The organism is Arthrobacter sp. UYP4, from assembly GCF_057291175.1.
Window position 1 is genome coordinate 754,843 of record NZ_JBXAVU010000001.1, and the last position, 17,266, is coordinate 772,108.

12 protein-coding genes are annotated in these 17,266 nt (G+C 65.6%); all 12 read right to left on the reverse strand.

Translation table 11 applies throughout. The features are described 5' to 3' along the window. Nucleotides 1-31: 31 nt before the first annotated feature. Nucleotides 32-1,399 carry a hypothetical protein gene (locus AC0Z9V_RS03535; RefSeq protein WP_485140710.1) on the reverse strand — a complete coding sequence of 456 codons (1,368 nt, stop codon included), beginning with the start codon at nt 1,397-1,399 and terminating at the stop codon, nt 32-34. Between the two features lie 74 nt (nt 1,400-1,473). Then, nucleotides 1,474-2,427: a hypothetical protein gene (locus AC0Z9V_RS03540; protein WP_485140711.1), complete on the reverse strand. Its 954-nt coding sequence runs from the start codon at nt 2,425-2,427 to the stop codon at nt 1,474-1,476. Beyond that, nucleotides 2,424-4,730 carry a glycosyltransferase family 2 protein gene (locus AC0Z9V_RS03545; RefSeq protein WP_485140712.1) on the reverse strand — a complete coding sequence of 769 codons (2,307 nt, stop codon included), beginning with the start codon at nt 4,728-4,730 and terminating at the stop codon, nt 2,424-2,426. Before AC0Z9V_RS03545 ends, AC0Z9V_RS03540 begins: the two co-directional genes overlap by 4 nt. Beyond that, complete coding sequence (locus AC0Z9V_RS03550; RefSeq protein ID WP_485140713.1) at nt 4,727-6,589, reverse strand: glycosyltransferase; 1,863 nt, start codon at nt 6,587-6,589, stop codon at nt 4,727-4,729. Before AC0Z9V_RS03550 ends, AC0Z9V_RS03545 begins: the two co-directional genes overlap by 4 nt. Then, nucleotides 6,586-7,407: a hypothetical protein gene (locus tag AC0Z9V_RS03555; protein ID WP_485140714.1), complete on the reverse strand. Its 822-nt coding sequence runs from the start codon at nt 7,405-7,407 to the stop codon at nt 6,586-6,588. Before AC0Z9V_RS03555 ends, AC0Z9V_RS03550 begins: the two co-directional genes overlap by 4 nt. Before the next feature lie 6 nt (nt 7,408-7,413). Continuing rightward, on the reverse strand, nt 7,414-8,724 hold the full coding sequence (gene wecC, locus AC0Z9V_RS03560; protein ID WP_485140715.1) for a UDP-N-acetyl-D-mannosamine dehydrogenase: 1,311 nt from the start codon (nt 8,722-8,724) through the stop codon (nt 7,414-7,416). Between the two features lie 7 nt (nt 8,725-8,731). Further along, the gene (locus AC0Z9V_RS03565) at nt 8,732-10,654 is read right to left on the reverse strand and encodes a glycosyltransferase family protein (protein WP_485140716.1); all 1,923 of its coding nucleotides are present in this window, start codon (nt 10,652-10,654) and stop codon (nt 8,732-8,734) included. 2 nt (nt 10,655-10,656) lie between these two features. Continuing rightward, nucleotides 10,657-11,517 carry an ABC transporter ATP-binding protein gene (locus AC0Z9V_RS03570; protein ID WP_485140717.1) on the reverse strand — a complete coding sequence of 287 codons (861 nt, stop codon included), beginning with the start codon at nt 11,515-11,517 and terminating at the stop codon, nt 10,657-10,659. 16 nt (nt 11,518-11,533) lie between these two features. Next, nucleotides 11,534-12,412 carry an ABC transporter permease gene (locus AC0Z9V_RS03575; protein ID WP_485140718.1) on the reverse strand — a complete coding sequence of 293 codons (879 nt, stop codon included), beginning with the start codon at nt 12,410-12,412 and terminating at the stop codon, nt 11,534-11,536. After that, nucleotides 12,409-14,124 (reverse strand): glycosyltransferase family 4 protein, encoded by a 1,716-nt coding sequence (locus AC0Z9V_RS03580; RefSeq protein WP_485140719.1) that lies wholly within the window; start codon nt 14,122-14,124, stop codon nt 12,409-12,411. The genes AC0Z9V_RS03575 and AC0Z9V_RS03580 overlap by 4 nt, the downstream gene beginning before the upstream one ends. After that, nucleotides 14,121-15,323, reverse strand: coding sequence for a glycosyltransferase family 4 protein (locus AC0Z9V_RS03585; protein WP_485140720.1), 1,203 nt, complete (start codon nt 15,321-15,323; stop codon nt 14,121-14,123). Before AC0Z9V_RS03585 ends, AC0Z9V_RS03580 begins: the two co-directional genes overlap by 4 nt. A gap of 880 nt (nt 15,324-16,203) precedes the next feature. Next, on the reverse strand, nt 16,204-17,250 hold the full coding sequence (locus tag AC0Z9V_RS03590; protein ID WP_485140721.1) for an LCP family protein: 1,047 nt from the start codon (nt 17,248-17,250) through the stop codon (nt 16,204-16,206). Between the last annotated feature and the right edge of the window lie 16 nt (nt 17,251-17,266).

Consider the following 17,266-nt stretch of genomic DNA (forward strand, 5'->3'; position numbering starts at 1 on the left):
CGTACTTCTTGTTTCGGGCGAATCGTCGTGACTACTGAAGGCCTTGGAGTTTCGGCGCGAGGGTGAGAGTAGCCGACTCGAACGCAGCCCGGGAACGTCGGTCGGAGTCGCTGAGGCCCATGAACAGCGAGAAGAGATTGCGGGAGTTGTAACCCACCATGGAGGGCATGGCGAGGTCTGCCTCCGTCAGTGAGACGCTCCCCCATGTTCCCATCCGATGTTCCCAGTAGAAGATGTCGTTGGGATCATGGCCCTTCAGGGCGGAACTCGTGAACTGAGTCCTGTCCATCATCTCCCCGAACAGGCGTCGGGTGATATTCGAGCCCGAGTTGACGTCGTAGGTGTTGGAGAGCTGGCGAACGCTGACCTCCTCGATCCTCCTGCTCATGGTCTGATAGAAGCCGCGCATGACTTCGCCGCCGAAACCCCGCACGAACTTGCCATGTGACAGTCCGCTATTGAGCTTTGCAAGCGTTTTCAACCAGGCCGAACCTGTCCCGCGGTAATAGCCGGTCGCGAGTCGATAGGCATAGGAAAAGTCATCGTCCGCGTCATTGAGGGTCAGCCGATTGGGAATTGGCCACGCGTGGGCCTGAAGCGAGTATTTCCCTGCAATATCCGCTGCCGCCCGGGCATCTAGCGAATTGACCGCATCGCCTGTCTCGCTGCGCACGTAGGTGAAGATATAGGGATCAAGGCCCTTGACTGCTGCGAACACTCCACGGCTGTCGGTTCCTGCTGTCAGGCCAATGACGGGACGAAGCACGTGATGCTGGAGCGAGGTCGCGAGCCCCTCCAGATGGAGGACGAGGGCAGCGGCAGCGGTCTCATTACTGACTCCGCGCTTCAGCGTCTCACGCGGCCAAAACCGTTCGATCATCTGTTGCGGCATGAGGAGCTTGGTATTCGGAGTCAGTTGTAGGACATGCTCGTAAGCTGAGGCAACGCCCGGCAGGTACTTCACGTCCCTCCGGATATAGTTCCTGGACGTGACGAAGGGGACGAAGAAATCGGCAAACTGCGTCCCGATCGCTGCCCTCACCAGTTCGGCATGAGACGCTGCCACTGCCGGTCCTGCCGTTGAGTAGAAGACGGATCGCGACCCCATAGCATCCTGGTAGACCTCGGTGCCCGATACCGAATGGACAACCACGGCGAACCGTCCGGCCAGACGGTCCAGCGTCTCGTACAGTGCATCCTGGTTCCGGCTGTCGGCGAGCAGCCGAGCAAGAACACCCGCTTCCGTGTATATCTCATGCTCAGGATCGAAGGCCAAGCCGATCAGTGCAACGTGGATCCCCTCTTCGGTCCCCGCGACGATCGACGTTTCGGGGTGGGTCGCTATATTTAGCGCTCCGACCGCGCGCCGACCCCAGCCCTTCGGAATCTCCAATTCCATGCCCGATTCTGAGATGACGAAGCCGTTGCGGAAGAATACGGCGGAGGAAACGTTCGGTGAGTGTGACTCTGACATCACAGACCCCCTATCTGCTCTTCGAGAGTCTTGTCCGGTGGGAGTAGTCGCAACCCGACTCCGTAATACTGTCGATGTGCCTCTTCGATATTCCGCAGAAAACTTCCTCGCGATGGAGGTGCATGGCCGTTCTCCTGGCTCTCGAGATGGAAGCTGGCCTGCCGGCCAAGCGCAGACCCTCCGCGCTCCGGGTCGACGCCGAATACCAGAGCGAACGGCGCGTAATGTGCTTCGAAATGGAACCTGTCGCGGGTGTTCTGTACGTAATGGACATAATTCCGATCGTCGGACTCCTGGTAGAGCTTCCGCAGGTTCACCCGATGCCCAAAGTCCGCTTCGATATTCGCGAACGACGTATACCCCTTGAATGAAGCGGCCGAGAGAGCTTTTCGGTGAAGCTCCTTGTATCCAGCGATGGTAACCTGCGGCGAGAATGCGACAGCCACCGAGCCCGGCACGCGCCGGGAAAGGGCCATGGCACCGAAGCCACCAGCACTGCTACCGACACATACGACGCGCGTGTAGCCCCCGCTGACCGCAATCGAGCGAACCAACGCGGCGTACTCGGCAACAAGATCCTGTCCGGCCGTACCGATGTACCACCCGATCTCGATTGAACCGTTCAGTTCCAGGGTGCTGTCGGACAGGTAGAGCTGAGCACAATCCACGCGGCTGAGGGTGCGGCGCCACTCGAATCGGGGCATACCGTACTTGCGCCGGTTCAGCGCCCCGTGCATTGAAACGACCAGCGTCTTACTGATGGAGGGCAGGTAAAGCATCCGCCGTGCAAGGGGACCCGACTCACCGGGCTCGACCACCAGGTGCACGGGCCGGTCGGGCAGGTGCTGAAGTGGGGCATCGGACGTCCAGGTGAGCCGTGGGACGTTGTACACGCTGTCCCAGTCGGGCGCCTCGTGCTCGGTCGTCGGTCGAGTTCCAGGATCCGACGTCATGCAGGTACTGCCTTCTCGTCCACCGGAGTGGGTTGCTCCAGTTCGTCCACGGGCTCGCTCTGTGAGACGAGCTCGAGGTCCGACGCCCTCGCCAGGTTCCTGCCGATCGCTTCGAAGACCTTCGGCTCCGAGGTCGTCCACCGGACCGGTCCGCCGAAGAGAGTTACCAGGTTGCGTGAAACGGTAGCGACCGAATAGCGCTGCTCCCGCGTCGCCCGCTCGTACGGTGAGGAGCTCGCATGGACGACGACCTGGTCCGTGACCTGGTCGCCGCGCAGTTCCCTCAGGAACTCGAAAGCAGTCGGATCGAAGACGTGCGTCTCCTTCGAGCACACGGAGTCCGTGATTTCTATCCTCATCAAGGCACCCCTCTCGAACTCGTCCAGTGCAGAAACCCCGTAGGAAGCGTCGATGGACACCGTGTTGATGATACTGGGAACGTGCAGGAGGCCCACGCTCAGGTCCTGCGCCCGGGCGTCCTCGACGGTCTTCCACATCTGGGCGGCGGTCGAACTCCTCGCGGCAAAGTCGCCCACCACCACGACATCCACGTCGATCCGCGCAGTGCGCACGGGAAGGAACCGGGCGGGCGCGGGGAAGCATCTGGTGTCCGCTTCGAAAGGCAGGTATCCGCTGTGTTCGCCGCGTTCGATCTTGCTGTGCCAGTGTTCGTAGGCGTCTCGGTACGCCACGCGGTCCGGTGATCGGTAGCCCAGGCGGAAATCGTCCATCGACAGGTTGGTGGAGCTCACGAGCGACAGCGTGAGGGGCACGTTGGTCACTTCCAGTGGCTCCTCGCTGTTGACCAGCAGCCGGTAGCGGAGGATGAACTCGGTGTCAGCTGCCTTGCGAACGCTGTCCCAGAACCCCAGTTTCTCCCGAATGACGTCGACTGGGAACATGGTGGAGACGTGGGCCGGCGTCACGTAGGCTCCGCGCCACCCCCGGTAGTGGAACATCAGATCGACGTCCGTGCGCGACCACGGAGCCGAGACGAGGCGGTGATCGTCCTGCTCGACTGCGGCCTCGACCAGCTTCTCGATCTTCTGTGGGTGCTGCCAGTCGTCTCCGTCGAAGATGGTGAGGAACTGCCCGGTTGCAAGGGAGTACCCGATATTGCGGGAGGTGTACGCGCCGGAGTTGGGCGTGTTCCTGATCACCCTGATGCGCGGATCCGCAGCCTCCCACGTGTCGAGCCGGCTGGTGTAGGGCTCGCCGGACCCGTCATCGACGATGATGATCTCCAGGTTGCGGTAGCTCTGGTCGATCGCCGACTGGATGGCGAGGTCGGTGTACTCGTCGGGCCTGAACACGGGCATGACGACCGTGACGAGGGGTCCCGCGTCCACGCCGGGCACGGGATCCGTGAAGAGCCGCGCGAAGGCGGGACCAGCACCGGTACGAAGCCGGATGGCCGCCAGGCCCGCCGCTTCGTACACGGCGTTGATCTCCGCAAGCCATTCCTCGCCGGTATGGCTCTGGTGACGGAAGGGATTCTTCGCGTTCGCCCGGAACAGGTGGAGGTCGTTCGGGTTCAGTTTCTCCGCATCGTAGAGCCCCTGGAACTTGAGGGTCTGATCGCCCCTCCCCGTCTGCGACAGGGCATCGAGGTAGAACTCGCCGCGCTTCTTCCCGACGAACGGCGAGGCGCCCATCTTCTGGTAGACGTAGCGGTAGATGGTGGCGGCGTTGAGCATGTCCTCGGGCCTCAGGTTCTGCCGGTAGCACAGGTCCGCGACCAGCAGGAGCCTCGTCTTGACCGTCGCGTCGAGGACCTGGCTCACGCCCTTGCGGGCCGACCCGCCCAGTCGGTACATGTCCAGGGCCGTCTCCAGATCCTTCCAGTCCCACTCGCCGTTGGTCACTTTCCTCACCAGGATGTCGCGGCCGTCGAGGGAGCGGAGCTTGGTCAGTCGTTGCACCAGTTTTGCCGGTGTGAGGTCGTCGTTCGAAGCCCAGGAACTCGCGGTCCCGAGCGCGACCTGCGTCCCACGCGGCGTGCCGGCCGGAACGGCCTGCAGCAGCTGTGTGCTCGCTTTCAGGGAGGCACGGGCACTCTTCAGGAGGTCGTCCAGTTTGAGGGCGGCCAGGGCCCCACCCACGACCAGCAGGATGAGTGCGGGGACGAGCACGACGGGCATGCGGTAGTAGGCGGACACGATGGCCACCAGGAACACGACGATCGCCGCAGCGAGCACCAGTTTCTTGCGTGCGGAGGTCTTGGCGACCCTGCGCACGAGGCGACGGATCGAGATCTCGGGCTTCGCCGGTGTGGTGGTCCCGCGAGGAAGAGTGCTTGTCATTGCTTGAGTCCAGTTCTGAAGTAACTTGAGAGATCACTGCTACGGCCCGTGACGGCCGGGGTGGCACCGCGGATCTGTGGGGGTGGAACGAACCCGTCCCACTGTTCGGACACGCTCTGCAGGAAGACGCTGTCCTCCGGATTCCAGGTATGGCCGCCGTGGGAATCCTCGGCAGAACGGCGATGCATGAGGTAATTCTGTCCGTGGGAGCGGTAGATCAGCCCGCCTGCGGCCTGGACCGACTGGAGCAGGCAACGGTCGACCGCCCGGTGGACGGGGCGCCACCCGCCCAGTCGCCGCAGGTCGTCGCGGCGCAGCAGCATCGTGCCGCCTGCCACGTGGTCGGAATACCGCTCGCCGTGGTGCGGGCGGCGCGTGGTGATGTCGATGCTTTCGAGGTAGACGAATTCGACCTGGGACCCGACGAGCTGCGCTCCGCTGTACTCCGCTGCGCGGACCAGGTCCCTGACATGGTGCGGCCCGTACCAGTCGTCGTCGTCCATCTTGGTGAGGTAATCGCCGCCGGCCACTCTCGTGCCCTCGTTGAGGGCAGCGCCGAACACCGTCTGCGCCGGCACCGCCACCACGGTGAGTGGGCCGGTGTAGGCATCGATGGCCTGCCGCACCGCCGGAGCGTCCGGGTCGATCCCGTGCAGCACGAGGACCACCTCGATCCTGTCCCAGGACTGCAGTGCCACCTGGGCGAGAGCCGAGCCCACCTTGTCCGGCCGCCGGGTGGCGAGCAGTATGCTCACCGTCGGCGAGGGTACCGGAACCTGGTGCAGATCACGCAGGATGGCGTTCCACCGCTGGGCCGGTCCGAACCGTTCGAGGGCGGCACGCCGGAGGTCGATCGATTTCGACTCCCGCTGCACGGGCGCATCCACGGGATCGAAGGCACCGATGAGTTCGACCAGGGGCTGCTTGAGCATCGCCTGCACTCCGGCCGGGAGGTTCGAGGCCAGCAGCGGGACCCCTGCGACGCTGAGCTGCGCCAGGCGCCACGCCAACTGCCGTTCGAGGGATGCGAAGCGCGACCCGTCGACGGCCACGTAACCGGCGCCTCGCAGTGCTGCGAGTTCACCCTCGGGAAGGCGACCATCGGCGGAGACGTCCTCCGGCCGCAGCTCCACGATCGATTCGCCGGTATCGGGCAGGAAGCCGCGGGGGCTGATCACGGCGGTGTCCACGGGGGGCAGGTCCTGCGGCCCGGGTGTCCAGACCGGCGGCGTGACCCGGCCCTCGACGCGAGGCAGCGGCAGGGGTGGCTGCCCCACGATCACGTCCACCGCGTAGATGTCGTCATCCTCCGGGTGCAACAGCTCGGGCGTCATCAGGCTCGCCAGCGTGTCCCCTGCAGCCCAGTTCCGTGTCCGCGGCTCGACGAATCCTGCACGGAGGCCGCCGAGCACCGGGGCGGCTCCTGTCTCGAGGGCGGTTGCCAGGGCGGCAAGGGCTGCAGCATGGACGGGAACCCATTTCCCGCCTTCGATGGTCGAGGCAAAGCCGAGGCCCGGGATGATCGACGCGACGGCGGCCGCCCTGTCGCCCAGGTGGCGGCTCGTCCATGCCTCGGCGGCCTGGTGAGGCACATGGCCGTCGATGACCAGGACGAATCGCTGCGCCTTGCCTTCGCCCCGGAGGAGGGGCAGGATGCTGCGGGCCTCGACCAGGGAGTCGGCGCGGACGAGGTAGGTACCCCACCACCGCCCATCCGGAGGAGTGTCGTGGTGCCACCCGGCGACGTCGTCGGAGGAACGCCTCTCCCAGGGGGTCGCGGCATAGTCGAGGCTGAGCGCCGTCATGACCGGCGCGATGGGTTCGGTGTCGAATCCGACGGCAACACTCGTCAGTCTCATCGGCTTCCTCCCCTGCGCAGGATGGTGGCGGCCCGGGCTGTCACATAGCCGGGGCCCCGACGGGCAGCAGCAGCCAGACGCGCAACACCACGTTTCGGAGGAAGACCTGCCTCGAGGCGCCGGCGCGCCTTCTCGGATCTCGCCAGTCGGGCCTCAAGGTGGCGGAGTCGCTCCTCGTAATCGGCGCGCACGTCGCGGTCCGCTGCGTCCCGCACCACGATGGTCAGGTCGTGGCGGCCGGCCGCCCCCTTGCGCAGGTGGATGCGCGGAGCCAGCTGCCGGTAATCGTGCAGTCCCACCGAACTGCCTGCGATCCAGCGCTCCGCTCCTGCCGCGCGTACGGCCTTCTCCGGATCGCCGGACGCCCTGTGCTTCGACAGGACGTCGCTCACCCAGAACTCGGCCGCACTCGTTCGCCCATCGACCAGGGCACGCACCAGCGTGGCGCCGGTGGACAGGGCCACGTCGACCAGCGCTTCGAGGGAATAGGTGCCCACCCTCGTTCCCGGGTGCAGGACCAGCGTGAACCGCGACGCCATGGGCAGTCCCTCGGAGTCGGGAACCCAGCGGAATCTGGCGTCGGGCAACAGCCAGGCCCTGGCCCTGGCGGTGGTCGCTTCCGACGTACCGACGATGTGCACCGTGAAGTCCTGACAGGCCGAGGCCAGAAGGGCTGCGGCGGTGGCCGCCACCTCGATCTCTGTCGCGGTATCGGCGGGGACGACGACACTGATCAGGCTGACTGCTCCGCGCGGGCCGTGAACGGGCTTCAGCTGGATGCCCAGTGCGGCGAGGTCCTCGGGAATGGTCGTGGTCACGCTGCCCTAGCCCGCTGATTCTGAAGCTGCGAGGACGGATGCGGGGGCTGCCCGATCCGCCTGCCGGTCGTTCCAGATGCCCTTCGTGTCGATGATCGTCTTGCCGCGGAGGTCCTCGTCGGCGACGTCGACGAACTGGTCGTGGTCGACCAGGAGCAGGACGGCATCGGCCGCGGCCAGGGCGGAGTCCAACGCATACATGCGACCGATCCCGGCGGCCCTCAGCACGGCGGGGACCTCGTCCACATGCGGGTCCACCGGAAGGAGCGTCGCCTGGGGCAGCTGCCGTACGAGCTCCTGGACGATGGTCATGGACGGGGATTCCCGGACGTCGTCGATGTTCGCCTTGAAGGCCAGGCCCAGCACGGCCACGGTGGCGTCCGGCCTGTCACGAAGCAGTTCCTTGACGCGGCTCACAACGTGGTGGGGTTTCGCGTCGTTGACCTCGCGGGCCGTACGGATCAGCCCGGATTCAGCCGGCGCGGCATCGACGATGAACCACGGATCCACGGCGATGCAGTGCCCGCCGACACCGGGCCCCGGACGCAGGACGTCCACACGCGGGTGGTGGTTGGCGAGTTCGATGAGCCGCCACACGTCGATGCCCAGCCTGTCGCAGATCACGGACAGCTCGTTGGCGAAGGCGATGTTGACGTCGCGGAACGTGTTCTCCACGAGCTTGGTCATCTCCGCGGTGGTCGCATCCGTGAGGTGGATCTCGCCCTGGCAGATCACCTCGTACAGTTTCTTCGCCAGTTGGGCGCCTTCGTCGGTGAGGCCGCCGATCACGCGGTCGTTCGTCGCCATCTCGATCATGATCCGGCCGGGAAGAACGCGTTCAGGCGAGTGCACGACGTGCACCGGTCCGGCCCCCTGCGCTCCATCCGACCACAAATCCGGCCGCACCTCCTTCAGGTGCGCGGCCAGGCGCTCGGTCGTTCCGGGGGGCGAGGTCGATTCCAGGATCACCAGCTCACCACCGCGCAGTTTCGGTGCCAGTGCCTGGAGGGCACTGGTGAGGTACGACATGTCCGCCCCCTTGCCGTCGGCCAGCGGGGTGGGTACGGCGATGATGTAGGCGTCGGCGTGCGGCACCTCCGTCATGGCGACGAGATTTCCCAGGCTCACGGCACCGGAGACCACCACCCCCATGTCGGGCTCCACGAAGGGCACCTCACCCCGGTTGACGGCGTCGACGGTGGACTGCTTGACGTCCACACCCGCTACCCGCTTCCCCTTGGCGGCGAAGATGGCCGCGGTGGGCAGGCCGATGTAGCCGAGGCCGATCACGGCGAGGTCGAAAACGGTCGTCTTCATGGTTCCCCTATACGACGATGTGGTCTTCGGGCGAGCCGAAGAACTGGATCTTGGATGACGCCATCAGCTGCTCGTTGGTGATGGCCCACGTGTGCGAGGCGGCGTCGCGCCCTCGCATCTGGCAGTAGTTGAACCGGTCGGTGGAGTAGATTCGTGCACCCGCCCGCACCGCGTCCTGAAGGAACCGGGTATCCTCGCCGGTCGTCACCGCCTGGAACGGCAGGTCCATGAACGTCTGGGTGGACGCGAAGATCGTGGGGCCGGATACGGCAGTGACGAACCGATGCTCGAGGTGCGGGTTGCGCAGGATGGTCGCGTCGGGGCCGGCGAGGTGCATGTAGTGCGCCCGCTTCCCCACGATGTCCGCCTCCGAGTACATGGTGGCATGAGCCAGGTCGCCCAGGTACAGGGGCGCATAGAGGTCGTCGTCGTCCCACTTGGTCGACAGGTCGCCGTCAGCACTGCGCACCAGGGCGTTGAGGCACTCCCCCAGGGGTGTGGCTGCCGGCTCGTGCAGGAGGACGGCGTCCGCGAGTCCCGCTTCGCGGCAACGCTCCCGGAAGAGCCTCTCATCGACGTCGAACCCGTGCGCCAGGTACACGAGTTGAACGTCGACGCCCTGCTGGCCGGCGATGGACTCGATGACGTGCTGCATCTGGTGGGGGCGGAAGCTCGCCACCAGCGCGGAGATGCGCGGGCGCCCGCCCGCAGCAGCCGCCTGGGGCCGGACAGTGCCCGCAATGGTGGCTGCCCGGTGGCTGAAGGTGTGGTCCGACCAGATCAGTCGCTGGGCCCTGTGCACCTGCCGCTCCGAATACTCGGGATTGGCGGTGACGGCCCTCAGCAGGTGGGAAGCCTCGTCCCGGGAGGAGGCGGTGAGGATCTCACCGTTCGGGAAGAACCTGCTGATGGCTGCACTGGGCGTGGAGACGACGCAGCTCCCCGCCGCAGTGATCTCGAAGATCCGTCGTGCACACATGGACGGCGATTCGGTGACGGAATTGACGTTCAGGAAGACCTTGTAGGCCTTGTACGCGGTGAGCATCTGTCCGTAGCTGAGCGAACCCACCACATGCCGGGCGAGGACTCCAGGGAACTGGTACTGCTGCTCCTTGCCCAGCTGGCGGGAGAAGATCTCGAAGCCGTCCTTGAATCCGGTCGTCGCGTCGACGGCCGCGCCCAGCAGGAGATCCATCTGCCGTCGGCGATCCTCGTACTTGTGGGCGAAGTACATCCCGGCGAAGGCGATGTTGCGGGCATGCCACCCGTGGCGCGGCCGCACCGGATTGTGGATCCGCGGCTGCGCTGCGAAGGGCAGCACGGAGACCCGGTCATGACCGAGGTCCCTGCGGTAGCTGGGGAGCCTGTCGACGTCGGTGGTGAAGACGTGGTCGAAGAGTCGGGCCGCGGGAAGGAAGTCGTCGTAGTGCGGAGGGTCCTCCTTGTTCCAGAAGACGGACGGGATGCCCGCCGCCCGACAGCCGGCAGCGAACTGTTCGAGCACCCGCGCAGGCCCGTGCGGCCCGGCGATCTTGCCACGCCATGCCCCGCCGTTGCCGGCCCACGCCGACTCCACCACCACGAAGTCGAGGTCGTGGTCCCGGAGCTGGGCTTCCCAGTCGTGCGGGCTGATGGCCAGCACGGTCCACTCGAACGCGAAGGCCGCAGCGGAGAAGTCATCCATGATGATCCCGACCCGCACGTCGGGGCGACGGGGAGCGACCGCCGTCGTGGTGGTTTCCCGGAAGACCAGCCGGCGGTTGCGGCCGAATCCCCTCCAGGCCCCCTCCGCTCCCCGGACGCCGGCGAGGCTCGCCTCGTCCCGTTCGGGCGAGCTCCGGTGCAGGTAGCTGCGCACCTGCTGCACACCGCCCTGGCGGGCGTGCCACAGCGCACGGCGCCAGTAGGCGACCCAATCACGTGCTCCCATTGCTACCGTGACCGCTTCCAGCCGTTGGGCAGGAGTGTCGTCTGCATGGCGGGCAGGCCGGCCATGAGCTCGGCGCGGATCTTCCGGCCGTAATCGGCGTTGCCTTCATTGATGCGCCAGATGAAGTTCTTGTATTCCTTGGCCACGTCATCGGGCGCACCGTCCATGATGAAGTCGCCCTTGTCGATCCAGAAGGCGCGATTGCAGGTCGACTTGATCGTGTCCAGGCTGTGGCTGACGATGAACACCGTGCCGGCCTGGCTCGTGACCTGCTTCATCCGCTCCTTCGAACGCTCCTTGAACTGGGCGTCACCGGTGTTGAGCGCCTCATCGACCAGCAGGATCTCGGGATCCACCGCAGCGGCGATGGCGAAGCGGAGGCGTGCGCCCATTCCTGAGGAGTAGGAATTCATGGGGTGGTAGATCTCGTCCTCCAACCCCGACATCGCGACGATGTCGTTGAACTTCGCGTCGATCTGCGTATGGCTCATCCCCATGGCGAGACAGCCCAGACGGATGTTCTGGGCGCCCGACATGGAGCTGATCAGCGCGGCATTGACGCCCAGGAGGATGGGGTTGCTCGCCGCATACACCGTCCCGGCATCGGGGATGATCAGGCCTGCCAGCACCTTCATGAGGGTGCTCTTGCCGGACCCGTTGCGGCCGATGACTCCGATCGAATCCCCCTGGTTGGCCACGAAGGATACGTTCTTTAAGGCGGTGGTCCGGACCGTTCCGCCGGTCACTTTCCCTTTCCGGAGGCCGCCGAGGACCGACGGCCGCGACGTCGTCCTGCCGGGGGACTGCTGCCTGGTGCGGTACACGACGGAGATCCCGTCCACCACGACCGTCGGTTCGGACACGACCGTACCGTGCTCGCTAGACCCGTCCATAGGATTCCTCTCCACGCCAGAACACCAGGAGCCCGGCGCCGACGGTCACCAGCGCGAACAGGGTTAGCACGGTCCAGTCGCGCAGGGACGGGGTGGTGGCATACAGGACCGAGTCGCGGATGGCCTTGATGACCAGGTAGATGGGATTGAAGTCCATGATGGTGCGGATGACGGGGAATTCGTCGAAGCGGTGATCGGAGAAGAAGACCGCAGAGGCGTACATCCAGAGCCGCATGACGAAGGAGAGCAGCATGCTGAAGTCAGGAATCTTCAGCACCAGTGGTGCCAGCAGCATCCCGACACCGAGGTTGAACAGGAACTGCAGGAAGATGGCGGGCAGGATCAGGAACCACCGCCAGGTGATCTCCTCCGCGGGATCGAGCAGGATGACGAACAGGAGCATCACGATGGTGACCGGGACGTTCGACAGCAGTTCCCGCACGTTGATCGCGATGGGAAGCGATGCCCGCGGGAACTGGAACGCCCGGATCATCGCCGTGTTGCCGGTGAGGGACCCCGCCCCGCCGGTGATGGCTCGTGTGCTCATCTGGAAGGTGAACACACCGATGATCAGGTAGCCGATGAAATTCTCGATGCCTTTGCTGGTGTCCAGGAGCAGGCCGAAGATCAGGTAGAACGACAGGCCGGAGAGGACGGGGGTGAGGACGAGCCAGGCACTGCCGAGGATGTTCTTCTCGTTGCCGCTCTGCACCCTCGCCCGCGCGTCGAAGAAGATGAAGCTCCTCCGGTCCCACAGTTGAACCAGGTAATCGAGGAAATCCGGGCGCTGGCCGATCCTCTTGAGTCGCTTGAGGTTGACGGGGACCGTGACCGCCGGCGTCCCCGTCCTTTCTTCAATGCTCATCCGTTGGTGACTCCCAGTTTTTCCAGCTCATTCGCCAGGGCGGCCGCGTTGGCTGCCCATGTTCGTTCATGCAGCATGCGTTCCCGTCCGGCTCGACCCAGTTCCGCCGCCAGCACCGGGTTCGCGAGAAGGACAGAAAGCCCGTCTGCAAGCGCGTTCGCACTTCCGGACTTAGTAAGGATACCGGTGACGCCCGGTTCCACGATCTCCCGAAGCGCGGGAAGATCCGCCGCCACTACCGGCCTGGCGCAGGCTAGGGCCTCGACGGGCTTGAGTGGCGTGACGTCACGAGTCACCTCGAGGTCCTCCCGAGGGACTGCGAAGACGTCCAGCGCTTGATGGTATCGGACAGCTAGCCGCCGAGGGACGCGACCGGTGAAGATGATGCGGTCCTTGTACGCACTCTGCTCGGCTTGGGCGCGCAGGGATGGCATGGAGACACCGTCGCCGACGATGAGCAGCCTGAGGTCGGGATGATCAGTTGCCAACAGTCCAAAAGCCTGGATGAGGTATCGAATTCCCTCATAGGGTACGAGGCTGGAGACGGTTCCGATGTACTGCCCTGACGCGGACAGCCCCACCTCCCGGCGGGCATCGACCTGAGTCAGTGGTTCGTCGAGGAAGTCACCTCCCACAGCATTCGGCATCAGCAGCACCTTGGTCTCCGGCACACCCACGGCCAGAATATTCGCCTTCATCGCGTGACCAAGGGTGACCACCAGACCGGCGTCGAGCATCACCTCCTTTTCCCGCTTCTGGAACTGAAGATACTTCTCACTGTGGCGTGCATCGGCGCCTCGGACCGACGCCCACGTATCGGCTAATTGCCCACGTACCTCGTATACCCAGGGAATTCCGAGCACACGCGCAACCTCACGCACGACGAGCCCGTTGATGAAGTGGGTGGTGGTATGAAGTACGGCCGGACGCACCTCGAGCGCGAGCTTCAGGAGGAGTTCCGCCTGCAACTGGAGTCGCTCGTCGAACCCTCCGGGCAGACGCGCCGTCAGTAGCCGGTGGTAGGTGACGTCCTCCACGTCGTCCTGGTCGCGGGCGAACAGTTTGCCGATCTGAACCGGGTAGCCGACCCTGGTAGCAGCATGGACATCCCAGCCGAGGGCCGCCTGCGCCTGAAGGATCGAATGGGAGCGCTGGGCGTAGCCACTGCCGGTGTGCGGCAGGGAGTTGGTCAACAGATGGAGGACCGTTCCGGCCTTCGGCGCATAAGACTCCACGGGACCGAGCGTCGGCTGCCAGTCCTGGTACACGCGCAGTTCGCTCTGCAGTCGTTCTGCTTTCCGTCGCATGCCTGCAGTCCTCAGAACGGCAATGGCACCTGTCATATCACCGGCATGCCAGCGCCGTCGCGCGCGCGTCGCCGCGGCCGCGCCCGCGCGGGCGAGCAGGGAGTCTGCCCGTTCGACGTCATTGGCCGTAAGCGCTACCTCGGCGAGCCGCGCTGCCGATCGGCCCCCGATTCGGCCGGCGAGCGCGCCGTCGATCACCTGATCCCGCGAGTGGCCGTCGCCGGCCAGATGAGCGCCGAGGGCACGTGTGCTGAATGTCGGCACGGAGCCCAGCACACGTGCTGCCCCAGGACCGAGGGCCGCGGGCAGCCTGCGAACGATCTGCGCCACCAGGAGCACGGGGTCATCCCCGAGGTGCGTCGCTGCTGTTATCGAAGCGAGCAGCACGTTGTGCAGCACGGTCACCGCGACGAAACTCCGCGGGCGACTTCTCGAAGCAGCTCGATGTATGCCTGACCGAGTGCCGCGACGTCGGCATTGCGCTGGACCCACTGCCGGCCGGCGCCGTTGACGCGGAGTTGCCCCCGATCTGCGGCGAGGGACAACCACAGGTCGGCAAGCGCGCGAGGGTTCGCGGCGACGACGTGACCCGCTTCTGCTTCCTCGAGGATCTTGCGTGCCTCACCGAGCACGATCCCGGTGACGTGTCGCCCGATCGACAGGACTTCATAGGTCTTCGACGGGATAGTGGTCTCGAAGGACTTCCAGTCGTCACGTAATGCCACAATGCAGCTGTCGGCCTTCGCGTAGTAGTCCATGACGCTTGGCCCGTAGGCGGGATCGTCGAAGTCGACGGGGGCGTCGAGGGCCGCCGCCAGGGACTTGAGGTCCTTGCGTCGGACCCCGTGTCCGACCATCGTCAGGCGCATGCGCTCCCCGACGAGTGCCGCGGCCTTGATGGGGACCTCCAGGTGCTGGCTCTCCCCATGATTTCCGAGGTACAGGACGTCCAGCCTCTCCTTATCGAGAGGCACCGGATCAAGTGTCCGCAACTGGTCGACATCGACACCGTTGGTCACAGTCGCAACATTTTTCAGGCCCCGCTCCCTCAGCGTCCGGGCGAAGCCGTACGTCACCGTGACGACGAGTTCGGCACGGTCCTGGATTGCGATGATGGCACGCTCGGCGAGACCCTTCGCACTGCCCTGGACGATGCGCGCATCACGGGCGATATCCGGCCAGGCATCCCGCATGTCGACCACGAGCGGCCGCTTCAGCAGGCGCGACACCACGAAACCCGCACCGAGGATCGGCAGACTCGGCACCGTCACGATCACGACGTCGGGCCGTGGAGCGAGCAACGCGATCGGAACGGACATGCCCGCAGAGAAGAGGTGATTCAGGAGGCGCCCCATGCGGGTGGTTCCGTGCCGCAGGTATGGTACGCGGCGGATCCGCTCCCCGTGACCGCCGACATCCGTGCGGAAGGCGCGGCCCGCAATGCGCCTAGGAAGAGTCCTCCGCCCGTGGGGCGCATGGGCCACCGGGGTGACGACATCGACCGACCACCCTTCCGAGACGAACGAACGAATGAACCCCGTCCAACGACGCTGGGGAGGGCTGTGTTCGGGTGCATAGGAGTGCGTGAGCAGCATGACCCGCATTGAAGAACCCCCAGAGCTCAGCCGAGACCAAATTATCGCGCTAAGCCTAGCGCTGATCCGGGAGAATCCCGCTATTTGGTGGTTCTACCGCCTGGGCGGAGCCTTGCGTAGTAGAGAACCCCGAGACCCACGAGCAGGAGGACGACGAGGGCACGCGTAACAGGATGCTCCCCGATCGGCACGCGGGTCCCCGCCTGCTCCGCCCCGGTTGCGATTCCGGAGGGCTCCGCCGAGGGCGACGGTCGTGAGGTAGCTGACGGGTAAGCCGTTGCGCTCGGCGATGCCGTTGCAGTCGGCGTCGGCGTGGCGGTGCCCTTCGTTGGTTCAGCAGACGCCGAGGGAGTCGACTCCTCCTCCTGGACGTTCTCGACGAGGCCCGTGAGCGGGTCCCATCTGAAGGTCGTGTACTCGAGCGAGCCAGGAATTACCAGAACGGACGTTCCGGGCTCGATGAGGTATCCCGTGGGTGGATGGATGAGCCAACCGGTCGCAGGATCGATCGCGAAACCTGTGGCTGGATCGACATCGCTGGCGGGTTCTTCTGACGGCGAGGGTTCTTGGGTCGGCGCAGGGGAAGGCGACGGCGCAGGCGGTGCTGGAGCGGGTACGGGAGCCGGAGCCGGTGCCGGGGCGGGAGCCGGCACCGGGGCGGGAGCCGGCACCGGGGCGGGAGCCGGAGTCGGAGGTGTTGTCGGAGGCGTTGCCGGAGCCGTTGTCGGAACAGTTGGCGTCGTCGGCAGCGCAGGGGGAGCCGTCGTTTGCTCGGGCCCCGGCACGACCGCAGTATCGTCAGCCGCGGCAGGCACCAGCGGCACGGCGACGAGAAGGGACAGCCCGAGCAGCGCGGACCCTGCTGTCCGCCGCGCAGCCCTTCCGAGTGTCACGATCCGGCTTCCGGGTTGGCGGTCAGGTAGTCGGCCAGGGTGTCGCCCTGCAGCGCCTCCGCAATCTGCGCGATGGCGGCGTCGTCCTTGATCACGATCGACTGCCCGTCCGCCGACGTCCCGGTCCCGAGGTTGGGCAGCGTGAAGAAGTCGATATCGCCGCTCCGCACGCCTCGGAGCGACACGGCCAGCGATCCGACGGCCCCGGCGTCGAGGGATGAGTCCACGGCCACGAACGGCGACACCTGATCGACGACCTCGTAGACCTTCTGCGGATTGGTCAAGGTGTCCGCAGTGAGTACCTTGCTGATGACCGACTTGACGAACAGCTGCTGGTTCTTCACCCGCTGGTAGTCGCCGTCGCTGAACGCATAGCGTTCGCGGACGAACTTCAACGCCGACTCGCCCTGCAGGGTGATCGGTCCCGCTGCGAAGGACTCACCCTCGCTGCCTCGGGACTGGAACGCGACAGGATTGTCCACCTGCACCCCGCCGAGCGCATCGGTGAGGCCCTTGAACCCTTCGAAGTCGATACTCGCCACGTGGTCGATGCGCGTGCCGAACAGGCCTTCGACGGTCTGCACCACGAGCGGTACGCCACCGAGCGCCATGGCGGCGTTGACCTTGGCCTCACCGTGCCCCGGGATGTCCGTCCAGGTGTCGCGCATGATGGACATGACCTGGATGTCCTGGCGGTCCGCGGGGACGTGCATCAGCATCATGGTGTCCGCACGGCTGTCCGAAGGATCGGTGGACGCCGTGTCGCCCAGCTCTTCCGGCGTCGCCCGTGAATCGCTGCCGAGCAGCAGGATGTTGACCGCACCCTCGGCCTCGGGAGCCACCGTGGGCCGCGATTCCTCCGCGGGGAAGGCCGTCTCGATCGTCTCGGACCCTGCATCGAAGGATCGCGCGAGCGAGAACAGGTAGCCGCCGGCCACGAGGGCGGCGACGACGACGATGGCACCGAAGACCAGCAGGGTGGTGCGCACGGGATGGCGCTGACGCCTTCGTTTCACGGGCGCGTCGGTGTCGTTCAGTGCCATCGGGGTCCCCAGTCGA